The following is a 15,499-nucleotide window of genomic DNA, read 5'->3' on the forward strand; positions in this document are numbered from 1 at the left end:
ACTGGGCCTGGTAATAATTTTCAGGTTGATGGCGGATCTCGACTGGTGGGGGAAATTACCGCAGAAACCGGACTGGACTTGATAAATGGAGGCCCGATTACATGGTCCAAAACAGCACCTGGTCTCGTTGTGTTGGGTGATACTGCTGTACGGAATAGTATCTTAAACTCACAACTACATATAATGGGCGCACCATTAGCGGTGGATGCAATGTCCTATTTGGACGGCAATGCCACTACTAGATATGTTTTCGATACTGATGACACAAACTACTATCTCCATCCTTCGGGACGCTCCCAACTTGCTTCGGCTCAGTTCTCTGGTCACATTGGGACCAATGGCTTAGATCCAGACTCAGGTTACCCTGCTTCATGGTGGGAAAAAGGCATACATACCAGAGATGTTTATTCTGAAGGGACTGTAGGAGTAGGTTTAAACGGCAATATTGCCGCATCAATAAATGGTACAAACGGAAATCTCTACGCTTCAGGCACCAGTCAACTCAACAATACAGTTAATATTGGCACTAATGCTGGAATCACACCACGCGCAAATCTCGCGCTAGAAAACGGTGATGTCTGGGTCAATGATGGGGATTTGGCAGTCAATACAGGAGCAGATGGTGAGGGAGGTGCAGGCTGGTTTCAGGAAGGCGTGATGATTGGACGTAACGCTCAAGGAAATTGGGGGCATTACGCTAATGGAGCACCTGGGGCAGATCTTTCTGTATTCGGGAACTCTTACCTTGCTGGGGCTCTCTTGTTTCTTTCAGGTAAAAAAACGAGTAATGGAGTGTTGGATGCAACCCAATTTAATCCTTTACCTGATGGACTAACAGGAGTGGAGTGCACAAGTCCAGGGGCAAGCCTTGGAATAGGCACGTTGGGAGTTACAGTGTCCAACAATTTAACCTTCTGCGCCGGTGACGGGAAATGGCACGACCTTGTATTGAAAGGCCTAAACGATTAAAATCAAGCAATTGTATTACCCTAAAAATCAATAGCTTTCTTTATTGAGATAGGCATCTCGCCTCGTTACTTTTTAAGCATGACAATAGAGAATGCCGATCATAAAGACAGTGCCCCTTCTCCTCGACGGTTCACGATCTACATGGATCAGGACTGTCCAGAAGATGCGACTATAATTGAGTGCATAGAGAAGCTAGGTTCCGCTATTGGAATACAGGCTGTTATTCGCCGTGCCTTGATAATAGGCATGGAGGCATTGTCATCTGGTGCTGTAAATATCCTTAGCGATGATATTATTGCGGAAACATCGCAAGCCATATCCGAAATGAGAAAACGATCAAAATTATCTAGGCAAGCTCGGAAAGGTGAGCGACGAAACCATCGACGTCGGAGATCTCCTGCGGACGTTTTCGATGATTTGAGAGGGCAAAAAGAAGAAAGAAATAAGCCTACTTCGTCCGAAGAAAAATCGACCATATTTCTTCTTCCCCCCCCGAAAGAGAAGCCGGAAGAAAAAAAAGGCCCTCCGGCCGAAGATCTCAATACTCAAGATACTTGCTCATCCCAAACCGGGTCAGTTGAAAAGCCTGATGAGGCAGAAATCACAGAACCTGAAGAAAAATTAGATCCAAGCATAGATAATACCCCATCTGATGACTTGGAATCTGGACATGACAAAACAGCACCAGTGGAAGAGAATGGAGAAGGTTCGTCTGTGGCTCCAAACACAGGCAATACCGGATCTAACCCTACCGATATCCTTCCTGAAAACCCTCCCCCACAACTCCATGTTCCGTCCATAGCAAATGGGGCATCTGAAACTCCATCTCCTTCAGCTCCCCCCATTCCTTCACCAGAACCGGATTATGAAGGAAAAGGTGAAATCAATTCCCCTTTAATCTCCCAGCCCAGCGCCATTGATCAAAAACCATCAATGGGATCAATCACTGACATACACATTCTGAGTAATGGTGAGAGTTCACCGCATCAGCAAGAACTCAATCCTAAAACGATCACCTCTCCTCAAAGCTATTCTTCCAATGGAAAAGACATTCCTGATGTCAATCCTAAGGAGAAAAGGCCTTTCGGATACTCTCCTGATATCGAGAGCATTCTAAGGGAACATTCAGTCTCCTTATCCTCTGCTTCTCATACTGAGATCGCGCATCCGCCATCTGGCGCCAAAGACGAAACACAACAAGGCTTGTGACTAATTTTGAGCGATTGGCCTTTGAGACCAATTGTCCCCGCACACAAGGATTAACAGCATGGCTTTTTTAGAAGCACCAGTTGAATCTTCAGATATAAGACTCTTGAAGTTGCTGCCTCTTGTAATTCTATCCTGTGCTCTCGTATTAGTCTTTCCTGAGTTTGCTATGGCTGAATCCACACTTGGCGGTGCGATAGGCCACTTCGGGGGGAATATTAACGGCCCATTCTGGAAGCTGTTAATGGTCGCATCCCTCTTGTCTGGTCTTGGGTGCATATACAAAGGCCTTAAGCTTCTTATCATGGTGGCAGATGGGAGGTCGCATCATGTCATTAGCTACGCCCCTCCGACTGGCATGCTTATTGCTGGAGCTCTTCTCGTAGCAATACCTGATACTATGAATTATGGGATTGCTTCGTTCTTTGGATATGTCACAGGTTACCATGGATCAACATATGACACCTTTGGCAATCCGTCAGACTGTATTAGCTCAACTACAGCTTTAACTTGTGCAGCAAAAAACGTCAGAACAAATATTGTACCCGTATTTATTCAGGTTTCTTTCGTACTGATGTTTCTAGTCGGTGGCTGGTATCTTTATACAATTATCCTAAGTGCTGCTCATGAAGTTGGAAGTGGGCGCCCCCTGTCGAGAAACCTGGCCTTCAGAGGGCTTGTCGCTTTCCTTATGATGAATATGTCAGCACTTATGGCTTTCGGCCTTGCAAGCCTTGGAAGCTCAGACAACCCGCTAACCAGTACAGGATTTAATGGTGATTCTGATATGTTATCATATACTGGATCATCAAATATTAGCATTGTACAGAACTATTCTGAACTTATTGGATATACCTTTGCAATCCTGGCCATGTTCGGTGTCGCTGCATTCTGGAAAGGTCTTTTTATCCTGAAAGATGTTGCCGATGGCAATGCTCGTACTGGCCCAGGGACAGCTTTTATGCACATGATATTTGGCGCAGGCCTAACCTCTATTAAATGGCTTGGTGGAATTGCGACTATGTCTATTTTTGGTAGAAATCTCTTCAACTAACTCTGCATCAGATGGTCCTGCGAGCCATCCTAGAGATTAGAGAGAAAATCAAAAATAGACCTTCGCCTGCTAAGCTAACTCTTAAGTTCACTGTCATCACCTCCGGGAAACCAATTCGCGAGGAATAAGATGTCGAAACACCGATTTTAATTCGTTATCCTATTATCAAATTGCACTCCCCCAAAGATCATAATGACCTCTGGAAGTGCTTCTGAGCGCTGATTGCTAATTCTGTAGGAGAACAAGATGACTGATCATAAGCTGTCAGAGGTTGATAAACTGCAGGCCGAATTGGAAGCACAAGAGAAAAGAACTGCTGAACTCAAGAAACAACTGGCCGAAGCCCATAGAGAGCGTGCCTGCAATATCGGCGAAGCACTTCTTGATCTGGCGGAGGGGCATGATCGTTGGAAATTGATCGTTGGAGAAATTGCTTCTCGTCATATGAAACCCCGGAAGTCCGCAGCTTTTAAAAAAGAAGCATCTCTCTTTGAGGATCATGCCCAAAGAGAGAGAGAGAAGAAAAAAGACGCATCCCAGGACCATTCAATGCCCGGATCACTTTAACTCGATCATTTTTTTTATCCAAAACCATCTTCTGCAACGCGCCGTAAAACCCTGCCTTGGAGACGGGGATTTACGGCGCATTTGGTAAAATTGCTTTCGGATCTAAGCAAAGAACACCTGATTTTAATTTAATGCCGCACATCAAAGCATCGAAGAAGATGTAACATATTACACAAGAAAGACGCTTTCCAGACTTTACGACTTTCACTTCACCCTGTACCACGCTCATTAAATTTGAATTTCTAAATTATAGACAGGTGCCTGAATGCCTAAACCTAGTAACCATGCTGTCCTTTCATACTGGCGTGCAGCTCTTCTGGATGACGCTCAGATGAGCATTTCCTTCAAGAATGACGAATTAGTCGCCATTGATCGGAATATTCTCTCTCGTGGGGTTATACCAAAGCAACAGAACGACATTCTCCGCCTCAAACACCCCAAATCCAAAGACTTGAGTCCTGAAGATCCCATTACTGTCATGGCCGGTCTTCGTGTTCTTTTGGGTGAACGCAACCATGCGGCCCAGAACACAAAGTCTCCTGTCCTTTTTTGTATGGCTGCTCTTTTTAGCATAGAGCCAGACGGAACAATAAAGCCCTGTATAGACAGTCCGCCTTGGATTAACCGCGAACTTCTGGAACCCTCCGATGCACGCATCCTCATTGGTGATGTTTCAGTTATGGATGCATGGATAGAGGAAAACCCTCCCAAGACAGGGAGTCTTGCTGCGTTATTGGAATGGAGTGACGGTTTATGGAATGCTGTCACAGCACACGGTCTTCCAGAAAAATATACTCCTTGGCCAAAGGTGCCATTGCAAGCGGCTGAATCAAGCATCGGAATGATGGCAACTCAGCACCAGCGTAAATTTTACGATACTATCATTGATGATGAAGGTCTCATCACTCCTCTTTTAGACCGCTATCTGTCCGGTTCCACTACCCCTAAAGACGTCACCGAGGCATTGCGCTGGAATGCAGCAAGCATGCCCAGAGGAACTATGACCTCCGCTTATGGCATGTCTCCCACTCAGGGTGAGGCAATGTCGGCTTTCAGTGAGTTAAAAAAATCCGAAATCCTCGCAGTTAATGGGCCGCCAGGAACAGGCAAGACAACTTTGCTTCAGGGCATAGTCGCCACTATGCTTGTAAATTCCGCGATAAAAAACCATGAACCTCCAGTGATCGTTGGCACATCCACTAATAATCAGGCTGTCACCAACATCATTGACGCTATGAAAAAGGCAATGAATTCAGGGGATGTGAGACCATGGGCCAAAAGATGGATTGTAAATGCTGATTCCCTAGGCTTGTATTTCCCATCGATGGAAAAGGAGAAATCCGCCATTGAAGCAGGCTACCTTATCGCCTCAATGGGACGCAGTCTGGAAACAAAAGATTGGGGTGGCTTCCCTGAAAGGGAAAGAAGCCTCGAAGATGCACAACAAGCTAGAGAGACATGGTTAAAAGGGTTCTATCAGACCTTTAGACCAGATCGTCCGTTTAACACTTTGACACAAGCAGAATGTGGAGAAGAAGGTCCTGAGGGTGTAGATATCCTCACCTCCATCGAGAATGGTATTGATGAAATCCGTGAGGTTATGTCCTCATTCTGCGATCTCGGACAGTTAATTGTTCTCCAGAATAAGTTCATCCATGATTTGTTTGCTGCAAACGGGTGCATTACTACAGAAGAGATCAAAACCTGCATTGAAGAATGCGATCAGAAAATATCCGAACGAAAGCCGAAGGAGGATGAACTTCGTGCTGAGTTAAAGACTGCGGAAAATCACTTTATCACTTGTCGAGATGCTGCAGATCAGGCGAAGCAGAATATTGCCAATTCAAAAGCCAAGCTTGACGCTGAGATTGCCAAAGCAGAAGCAGAAGCGAATGAAGCGGGTAAGCATGCTATAGATTTGATAGCAGCCTTACCGGAGGGAGGTCGATTTTCAAATTTTTTCTCGGGTAAAAAATGGCCTTCTGTTGAGAAACTTGTAGCCAGTGGAGCATACGCTGAACACTTTCGGCCTCTGATGCAAAGCCAGAGCAGAGTTCGTGAGCAATGGTTGGAAACTATCAACAAACTAACCGAACATACTGATGCTCAGTTGGCTGAGGCCAAAACAGTGTTAGAAACCTTCACCAAAAAAAATGAAGTTGAGATGAAGGGTATAATCGAAAGGTTATCCCATGCGTCAGATGCGCTTTCACAGGCTAAAGAAGCGTTCAACGAATATACTTTTGCAACCTACAATCTAGCAGAAAACAGACGTAACAAGCTTCTCTCGGCGCTTCAAAATATCACCAATCTACGCACTATGATACCGGTGTCCATTGCGGAGAAAATCAGCAATACAAAATGGGCTTCTTCTTTCGGGCTTGATGTTCCTGGCCCATGGGAAAATCCAAATTGGAATGGATCTCTTCTAGCGGTGGAAGATTTTCTTGATCGCACACTCCGCTACGCTCTCTTCCAACTTGCCCTGCGATATTGGGAAGGTCGGTGGATACTGGAGGTAGAAGCCCTGCAGGACGCTATAGGTAGAAACGATAACAAAGCCTATCCGTTCCGCGTAGGAGAGAAAGCCATCAAGGCTATGTATCGTCGCTGGGCCATGCTGACCCCTCTCTTCATCATCACCGCGTCCAGCCTTCCAAAACTTCCAAAATTTCGGAAGCGAGAAGGAGATAAATTCGTTGATCGATACCTTCTAGACTTCTTTGATCTTCTGATTGTCGATGAAGCTGGTCAGATATCCCCATATCAGCTTGTTCCAGGAATGGCCTTCTCGCAGCAGTCGGTTGTTGTGGGTGATGTTTACCAGATTGAACCTGTAGTCACGACCAGCCATGCAACGGACACAGGAAATGCCCGCAAGGCTGGCGTGCAACCTTATTTCTGGGATGATGACGGTCCTATTGACCCTAGAGTTGTAACAGCGCCTCCGGGCAATGGGAATTTGATGGGCTCTGTCATGAGAGTTGTGCAGCAAGCAACAACCTTCACATCACCAAACAGCCTTGTTCCTGGCATTTTCCTTAGAGAACATCGCCGCTGTCGGAAGGATATCATCGAAATCTGCAATGAGCTTGTCTATAAAGGGCAGCTCAAGCCAATGACTGCCGAACCTAAGGAAGATCCACCCCTCCCCCCTCTCTCCTGGGCCAATGTCAACGGCAAAGCAGAACGTGTTGGAGGCAGTCAGCGTAATCTGCGCGAAGCCAATGCTATTGCGAACTGGATCTGTGAAAGCGCTGTAGAATGGGAGAAATTCTATAAGAAACCCATCCAGAAAATTGTTACCGTCATTACGCCTTTTGGACCTCAGAGAGATAGCATCAAGCGCGCTCTGATGATGCTGGGAAAACAATCCCGCCTGTCCAATATCTCCAAAATCAAAGTGGGAACTGTAAATGCCATGCAGGGAGCAGAGAGTGACATAGTCATCTTCTCCCCTACCTGTGACAAAACATCGAATACGAATTTCCTTGAAAGTAAGAAAAGCCTCTTGAATGTCGCAATTTCCCGCGCTGTTCATTCATTCGTTGTGATAGGCACGATGGAGATTTTCGAACGCAATCCTTCTTCAACTCTTGGTATTCTTGGAAAAGCGCTATTCTCCAAAGGACAGGAACTTGGCGGTGTCAGAGGTAACTGGTCAGCAGAAGACTCTGTTGTCCTAAGTGGTCACAGGATTTCAACACCTGATGAACATCATGCCCTCTTGGATGAGGCTCTAAAATCTCTCAAGCCGGGTGAGGAGATCGTCATAGTTTCACCGTTCCTGTCTGCCTCCGCAGTAAATTCACCCGCCATCCAGAACGGTATTCGAAACGCAGTTGCCAGAGGTGGATTGGTGAATATTGTCACTCGTGCACCAACCGCCATAGATTACCGCAACGGAACCTCTCCAGAACTCAGGAAATCACTCCAAGACGCAGGCGCAAAGCTTCACGATATAAAGCTGTTGCACTCCAAAACACTTATGTCATCTGATTTCATTGCCGAGGGCTCTTTTAACTGGCTCAGTGTCAGAAGAGAAGAACCCAACAAAGCAAACTTGGATAGTACCTGGGTGTTAAAGGGACGCAAAGCAGAAGCCGCCAAAGAAGCAGCATTGGAAGAACTTAATGCACTATTAAGTAGCCAAGGATCCTCTCATCCCACTGAAGTCGGTCGCCTGCTGGCGAAGAACAATTCTCGCGCAACACAGCATTAGATCTTGTCTACTGCTGTTTTCAGAGGCCCCCTTCCTGTCGGAGGGGGGGGGTATTTTTAAAGAAGAGGCGCTAAGTGAAAGACTAGATGTCTTTCACTCTTTCAATTCAGAAGATTTATTCTTCTCTTGAACGCAAAAAAAGTGGTCTTTTCTGAAAATCATGAAATCGGCCGTTTCATACACCTTATAGGATGGGTTTAAGCATTCCTTAGCTTGTAGCCAAGCCTGTGATGTATGATCAGGCACTTCGATACCCCGACTACGCAATATGGTATAACCAAAATATTCGTCATCATGGATGGCTGGATCAGGCTTTAATTTGCCCAAAATTGGCATAGCTTGGATAGCATTCTTCACAATTGGAGATAGTGGCTCCTCTCCGTATAAAAAGAGGTTGTCACCACCTTGATAACCCATATCCATCAAAGCGGAACTAACACGCTGCACATGGAACAACTCAAATCGTGAGTTTTCTGCAAGCATATTGCCGTAACTAAACGAAATAACAAAATAGTATACTAATGGTATAAGCGGAACCCATCCAAGCTTCCTTAGGAAGCCTCGCATAAATGCTAGGTTAACAAAAATAATACACGCAGAAAATGACGTCAAAATCCGCGGCACATATTCTACGTTCTTTAGAATTAGGAGCATCCCGGAGAGAAGTGTCAAAAGCACAATTGGAAGTGCGCAATACAAAATACCGACGGAAAAATCAGAGATGGTCTTTTGGCGAAAATATTTAACCGCGTTTAGGAGAGAACAGAAAACTGCCACCCCAAACAATCCCAATAATAAGGGCTTGGCGCCTTGTGTCAGCATTACAGAAGTTAAGGCTAAAATATTGTATATATTTTCGCCCAACTCATGAAACGGCAAGGTTTTCAGATCCAGTGTAACGGCTAGATGTCGTTCAAACTGGCCATGAATTGTAGCTGGGATAATGAGGTCTTTGTATAAGACTGCCGCCACCAGAAATGATGAAATCTTTATCCCGATATCACCCCATGCCTTTGCAGTTTCTCCATATTCGTAGTCACTAAGAAAAACTAAAATCGCCAATGCCAAATAGGTGTTAACGCCTGTCTGATAGAACCCCATAACCCCGACAAGTAATGCAAAACAGATTACAAATCTTTTCCTGCAAGACCAAGATAATGGCAGCACGGCAGCGAATACAGCCAAGGCCTGAGCCATAAGCATCGGAAGTGCGTCAAATTTATAAGATAGGTTTTGCAAAAAAAATGGCTGTATAGCTAAAGGAAAGCCACACATCGACAAAGCAAACCAACCTGGACGTTGAGATCGTGTAAGTCTTTGGGTCAGCAGGACTGCGGCGCAGGCAAGCACTAGCAAGCCTATAATTTGCCCTAAGGGAGATAGGTCAAGAATGTTTCTAACCCGCAAGTCCAACAGGTTCATTAAAACAGTCGAAAATATTCGGCCGTTCTTGCTCCATGTCGAACCGTATAATGATCGGCCATGGTCATCATTATAATATACGTTCGCCAATAATATTGGTAAAGTGAATAATATGTAGAATATAAATACAAATAATATTCTATCTCTTGTTTGCTTCCTCAATAATATTTCCATAATCCCCTAAACCCTTATCAAATTCCTGTTTTGGACTATATCGGTTTGAAATGATTTGGATATATTGATTTTGACAAATCAGCGATTACTAAAAATAAAATTTAATATCCGTTTCCAAACATGCCGATATGGAGATCAAAATGATCGGAATTTAGTCCTTCCCTCCGGCACAGTGAACCGGAGGGAAAGCCATCAAGAACGATTTGATGATCTGAGGTGATGTGACCGACATAATGTGCCACGGCCTGCATTATGCGTGAATTTCACCGATTTTCTGATGAAACTGCAGAACAACTAACCTGATCACCGCAATGTTCACAGTCGTTCTCTGCGGCAACCTGACCGGGCGCCGTCTTCCCATAACACGTAGGCTTATCAGATTTAGAGTTCTTATCTGCCACCGCGCTTATAACTGGTATTGGAGCGTCATATTTTTCGAAAATAAGCTTATCCAGAAGCACGAGAATAAAAACAAAGAAAATGGTAGGAGAAATAAATGGCTTAATAGACATAAATATCCCCAAAAACACATTTTCATGCGAACTGCCAAGATATATATAATCGCAAAACATCGCTGCTATCAGCAATCCAAAGACCAATACTATAATATTTAAAATAGCCTTTCCAAATATATAGATAGTAGCTCTTATCGCGGCCATTACAGAGTAGGTCACATGATAACCTACATCTTTCAGCCCATCCTTAACTCTAGAATATTTAGCCTGAGCATTTGTATTGTCTGATGACATATGAAGGCCTCGGTTCGTGTCTGGTTGGTAGATCGCATGAAGTGTGATCTTTTGAATTAAAAGGCCTTAAAAAGGTAACGATTGAATTAAACCGTTTCCATTAGATTATAATTCCCTGCCCACAAGCCCTGCGTCTGCATTATCGCGTGCTTTTCTGATCAGTCGTTGATCCTTTCCGGTAAAAATAGGGAATTCTCAGGATCGGTGCATAAAGTTGGCGTGGGATTACACGCTCGGAATTCACTCGGCATTCCACTGAACAACCCTTAAAGGTATCCTCAGTCTCTAGGATATTTGTGCATCGTGTTAATTTCTTCGGCACTAAGACAGCATCCTTTGTATATCCACGAGCAGGGAAAACCTTCAGGTGGAATGCCTATTACTTCACCAGGATTATGCAGCCATATTAGCCTATTGCTGTCCCAATATAGCGGAAAAGGCCGGTGCGATACCCTTCTTGGGCCATCGACTTCCTCAACAAAATGCCACCCACTCTTATTCCTCCTTAAAGGCCACAGAGTTCTAATGAACCCACGTTCTGATTTGAGGCAGACAAGATACCCTTCCAACAAAACCCAACTGGAGAGCGCTCCATCAAAGGAACACAGGAACCTTTGTCCATCATCCGCCGTTATATAGAAGCCTCCAAGTGAGGATGAGCAATCGCCATACGCTCCTTCCACTATATAAGGCTGGCAAGCCGTGATCTTATTGGGATCTGATTTAGCAAAAGCCACTAAATCCCCTACTCGAATATCTCTGGCTTTCTGGTTGCTGTTGCCCATTGCGTTCACCTAAATCTCACAACCTGAACCTTCTCTGGCTGACTCAGCCTTTAGCCAATTCTGTTGGATTTTCTGGAGGTGCCGATTGTTTGTAACGTCATACCGCAGGCCGAACCCTCTACAGCTTGGGCAGGTGAAGAACTCAATAGAAGTCTTTAGTGACTGAAAGTTCACCAGATTTCCTCTTCCGTGACACAACGAGCAAACCATAAAAGCTTCCTAACGTCTCTAAATCGACTGCAATTATCACCTCATGACTCAGAGATTGAGCATTTACAGCCATCTAATGCTCAACACTTGACGCGGCCTGCCTCCGACCTTTCAAAAGATCACGGTTTATAAGGCAGATTGTCGCCTGTTAGCCTTTCAATCCTTGCGAAAAGATCGATCCATTAAAAGAGAAAAATCCTCTGATTTGCAGAAGGAGTGCTTCAAAAGTTCACACTTCTGATTTTCGGTCTCTGAACTGCAACCTGAGATGACAGACACGAGACTGATTCAAAAGTTCACACTTTGCCCCCAAGTACCGTCTAAAGCGGACTCCATGGATTCTTTTCATCAGAATCTGTGGATAACTTTAGAGACCAGAACCAAGTTCGATTCCTATCCACAAGACTTACGTGATCTTTTGAATCAGATACCGTGATCTTTTGAAAAAGTCAGAGATTTAAAAAACTACGTTTTCCGCCAAAAATTGGAGTTTTCCCGTGAACTTTTGAAGCACAAACTAATATATTAATTCCAAATATCTTCCCTAGTAGCTTGCTGATTCAAAAGTGCATACGGACGAACCCGAAAAATGCTGCTAAATGCGAATACAGAATGGCAGAGGATGATTTTCGGAGTGACTGATCGATGGGTTTGATACACGACGTGATTGACGAGCAGGGCCGACAGGCTGCCTTTAACCTCGACTTCCCCAGGCCTGAAATCGAAGCAGCATCTAGCTTCATGTCTGATGAAGACCATCGCATCGGTTTCCTCTACTCAGGGTGGTGCCAGGCGGCACTACCACATCGAAGATTGGCAGACGACTCAAAAGGCTGGCAGATAGATAGTGACCATGTCTGCTTGATCATTCAGCCAGGAATGAGGAGAGGCCCAACGGGGAATCCTATTCATGTTGGGGTGCCTTATGGCAGTCGGGCAAGACTGATCCTCCTCTATATGCAGTCAGAAGCTATAAGAACGAATTGTCGTGATATTGAGCTTGGAAAAAGCTTAAGGTCATGGATGAAAAGGATGAGCATTCCTATCGGCGGGAAAAATCTTGAAGCTGTGCGAGAGCAAGCCGATAGGCTGTCGAGATGCCAACTATCATTCGAAATAGTGAATGGCCGTACTCGTGGGATAACAAGTCAAAAGATCATGGAAAGTTCCATGTTTCTGGAGCCTGACCCCAATATCGATACCGTTGATGACGTCTTTATGCTTACAGCAAAATTGTCATCTGAGTTTTTTGAAGGGCTCAAGAAGCATCCGGTGCCATTTCGTGAGGCGGCGATCAGAGCTCTAAGCAACAATAGTATGGCTCTGGATATCTATAGCTGGCTGGCCTACCGTCTGCATTCTCTGGATAAGCCGACACCAATTACATGGAAAGGTTTGAAAGCGCAGTTTGGTACAGCTTATAGCCAGATGAACAACTTTAGATTGCGCTTTATCCCTAATCTGAAACTGGCGTTGGCCGCCTATCCTGAAGCCATCGTGTCTGAGACTGATGGGAGGATCGGACTAACCCTTCACCCCTCCCCCCCTCCAGTCAGACGGAAAATCTATGCCGTGAAGTAACCCTCTACCTTCCTCCTATTCTATTAACCCGCCCTAGACCCTATGGCGGGTTTTTTATTCCATAAGTCCGTTCCTTCACCATGAGAAGCATGAATATCGGCAAGGAAAAAGCAGTGCTTCAAAAGTTCACACCCCAATTCCACGCCTTCTAGTAGGAATCTTTTAAGCTTTGCTTAAGGTGGCGATCGGGGCAAAAACCGTGCACTTTTGAAGCACCCTAAGCCTAGAATCGATAAAAAGAATGAACGAGTAGACTTAAAACTGATTCAAAAGTTCACACTTTGAAGGAATCTTCATAACTGATTCAAAAGTTCACACCCCTATATCTGGTATCTTGATCTAGGGATATGAGCGTGCACTTTTGAATCATTCCATGCTCAGAGATGCTGAATATCTTTTAGAATCACCCGTCTGTGATCAGATGTTGGTACATTGGTTGAAGTTAAATGCTTAGAAGCAGGGGCACAACATTCATAGTGCTTCAAAAGTGCACGCTAAAAAACGCTTACTCTAAGAGGAAGAGTGGGTAATTCTCATCACCCCTCTTTCTTAGAGTATCATTTTAGTCCGGGAATAGCACCATTCTAGCTTCTCAAGCCTCAAACCTATTACTGACAGGACAAGCACTCTTCATAGTCAGTAGTCGGGGCTGAAGAACCATGTACTTTTGAAGCATCCACTTCGAGGTCATCTTTTGAAGCAATCTTACTGACTGTGTCAGCTCTCTGAATAGAAAGAGACCGGCAATAATAGAGAGACTTCATCCCCTTTTTCCACGCCATGAAATGGATCTGGTGAAGATCTCTCTTATGAATGTTGGCGGGCAAAAACAGGTTTACGGACTGGGCCTGGCAAATAAAGGGTTGCCTATCTGCTGCATGCTCTACAACCCAGCGTTGATCTAGTTCAAAGGCGGTCTTGTATACGTCCTTCTCATCTTGTGACAGGAAGTCCAGATCCTGAACACTGCCTTTATTGATTGTTATATGTGACCAAACTTCTGGAGTATCCTTCCCTTTTGAAGCAAGTAGCTTCTGAAGGTGACGGTTCCTTACTGTGAATGACCCAGATAGCGTTTTCTGGAGGAATACATTCGCAGTGATTGGCTCAATTCCAGGGCTGGCATTGCCGGCAATGATTGAAATTGATGCTGTGGGGGCCACTGCCATCTTGTGTGAGAACCGAGTGTGTACACCATACTCCTCAGCATCAGGGCATGGGCCGCGGAGGTCGGCGATTTTTTCTGATGCCAAATCAGCCTGAGCACGAATATGTTTGAATATCTTGCGGTTCCAGACTTTAGCCATAACGCTCTCAAAAGGGATGCCTTTTTCCTGCAGGAATGAGTGGAACCCCATCACTCCGAGACCTACAGATCGTTCTCTCATGGCTGCATATTTTGCCTTCGCCATGTCCTCTGGAGCCTTATCGATAAAATCCTGAAGCACATTATCAAGGAAGAGCATCACGTCCTCAATGAACTGAGGATTATCTTTCCATTGCTCCCAAATTTCGAGGTTCAATGACGATAGGCAGCACACTGCAGTACGTGCCTTTCCGTGATGATCAATTCCTGTAGGGAGAGTGATTTCAGCGCATAGGTTGGATGTCTTAACTTCTAATCCGGCTAGTTTGGCATGTTCAGGACGCGCATTATTCACGTGATCTGAATAAACGATATAGGGTTCCCCCTGCTCCATCCGGGCTGTGAGGATGCGTATCCAAATTGAGCGAGCTGAAACTTTGCGGATAACAGACCCATCCTTTGGAGAGAGAAGCGCCCATTGTTTATTTGCTTCAACAGCCCGCATAAAATCATCGGATACAAGCACGCCATGATGTAAATTGAGTGCCTTACGGTTGGGGTCTCCGCCTGTTGGTCGCCGGAGTTCGATAAATTCTTCAATCTCTGGATGCCAGACGGGCAGATAGACTGCTGCAGAACCACGGCGCAAAGATCCCTGAGAAATCGCGAGGGTAAGACTGTCCATCACGCGAATAAAAGGTATGACACCGGATGTTTTGCCATTCCCTCCGACGTTCTCTCCTATGGAGCGTAAATTCCCCCAATATGAACCGATCCCACCGCCTTTACTGGCCAGCCATACATTTTCATTCCAGAGATCAACGATCCCTTTCAGAGAGTCATTTGCTTCATTCAGGAAGCAGGAAATAGGCAATCCGCGATTTGTACCACCATTTGATAGTATGGGGGTGGCAGGCATAAACCAATGCTTGCTTATGTAATCATATATCCTCTGGGCATGGTGAATATCGGCACCATAGTATGATGCAACTCTCCCGAAAAGGTCCTGATAGCTTTCGTCAGGCAGCAAATAACGGGTTTCAAGTGTAGCCTTGCCGAATGGTGTAAGAAGTTTATCTCGGCTTCTATCTACGACAACTGGGAAATGCCCCGGCACACAAACCATGTCTTTAGGTTTATTGTGATCGATTTTCTCACAGTGTTCGCTAACTCTCCCGGTAACGCCTTCCGCATTGATTATGGCACACGTTTCCACTTCGCTTTCTTGCAAACTCACTTCACAGCCCTCTTTTA

Annotated in this window: 8 protein-coding genes and 1 pseudogene; 6 read left to right on the plus strand and 3 right to left on the minus strand. The window is 45.1% G+C overall.

Translation table 11 applies throughout. From position 1 onward, the window contains the following. The 5 genes and pseudogenes from CSR02_RS01115 to CSR02_RS01135 form a co-directional block, all read left to right on the plus strand. A pseudogene (locus CSR02_RS01115) lies at positions 1 to 969 on the plus strand (hypothetical protein); the annotation flags it as partial. 141 nt (positions 970 to 1,110) lie between these two features. Beyond that, positions 1,111 to 2,178, plus strand: coding sequence for a hypothetical protein (locus tag CSR02_RS01120; RefSeq protein ID WP_099540228.1), 1,068 nt, complete (start codon positions 1,111 to 1,113; stop codon positions 2,176 to 2,178). Between the two features lie 58 nt (positions 2,179 to 2,236). Next, complete coding sequence (locus tag CSR02_RS01125; protein WP_099540230.1) at positions 2,237 to 3,229, plus strand: hypothetical protein; 993 nt, start codon at positions 2,237 to 2,239, stop codon at positions 3,227 to 3,229. A gap of 246 nt (positions 3,230 to 3,475) precedes the next feature. Beyond that, on the plus strand, positions 3,476 to 3,796 hold the full coding sequence (locus tag CSR02_RS01130) for a hypothetical protein (RefSeq protein ID WP_099540232.1): 321 nt from the start codon (positions 3,476 to 3,478) through the stop codon (positions 3,794 to 3,796). Between the two features lie 331 nt (positions 3,797 to 4,127). After that, positions 4,128 to 8,018 (plus strand): AAA domain-containing protein, encoded by a 3,891-nt coding sequence (locus CSR02_RS01135; protein WP_244176708.1) that lies wholly within the window; start codon positions 4,128 to 4,130, stop codon positions 8,016 to 8,018. Between the two features lie 93 nt (positions 8,019 to 8,111). On the opposite strand, the gene CSR02_RS01140 is transcribed toward CSR02_RS01135, so the two are convergent. Then, positions 8,112 to 9,614, minus strand: a complete 1,503-nt coding sequence (locus CSR02_RS01140) for a glucosyltransferase domain-containing protein (protein ID WP_099540236.1) — start codon at positions 9,612 to 9,614, stop codon at positions 8,112 to 8,114. A gap of 263 nt (positions 9,615 to 9,877) precedes the next feature. Beyond that, positions 9,878 to 10,363, minus strand: coding sequence for a hypothetical protein (locus tag CSR02_RS01145; protein ID WP_099540238.1), 486 nt, complete (start codon positions 10,361 to 10,363; stop codon positions 9,878 to 9,880). Between the two features lie 1,736 nt (positions 10,364 to 12,099). Here CSR02_RS01145 and CSR02_RS01150 point away from each other — a divergent pair. Continuing rightward, a complete protein-coding gene (locus CSR02_RS01150; protein ID WP_244176709.1) occupies positions 12,100 to 12,939 on the plus strand; it encodes a replication protein RepA in 840 nt (279 codons plus the stop codon). Positions 12,940 to 13,547: 608 nt separating this feature from the next. Here CSR02_RS01150 and CSR02_RS01155 read toward each other — a convergent pair. Next, complete coding sequence (locus CSR02_RS01155) at positions 13,548 to 15,395, minus strand: ribonucleoside-diphosphate reductase subunit alpha (RefSeq protein WP_244176710.1); 1,848 nt, start codon at positions 15,393 to 15,395, stop codon at positions 13,548 to 13,550. Between the last annotated feature and the right edge of the window lie 104 nt (positions 15,396 to 15,499).

The organism is Acetobacter pomorum (genome assembly GCF_002738225.1).
Lineage (GTDB): Bacteria > Pseudomonadota > Alphaproteobacteria > Acetobacterales > Acetobacteraceae > Acetobacter > Acetobacter pomorum.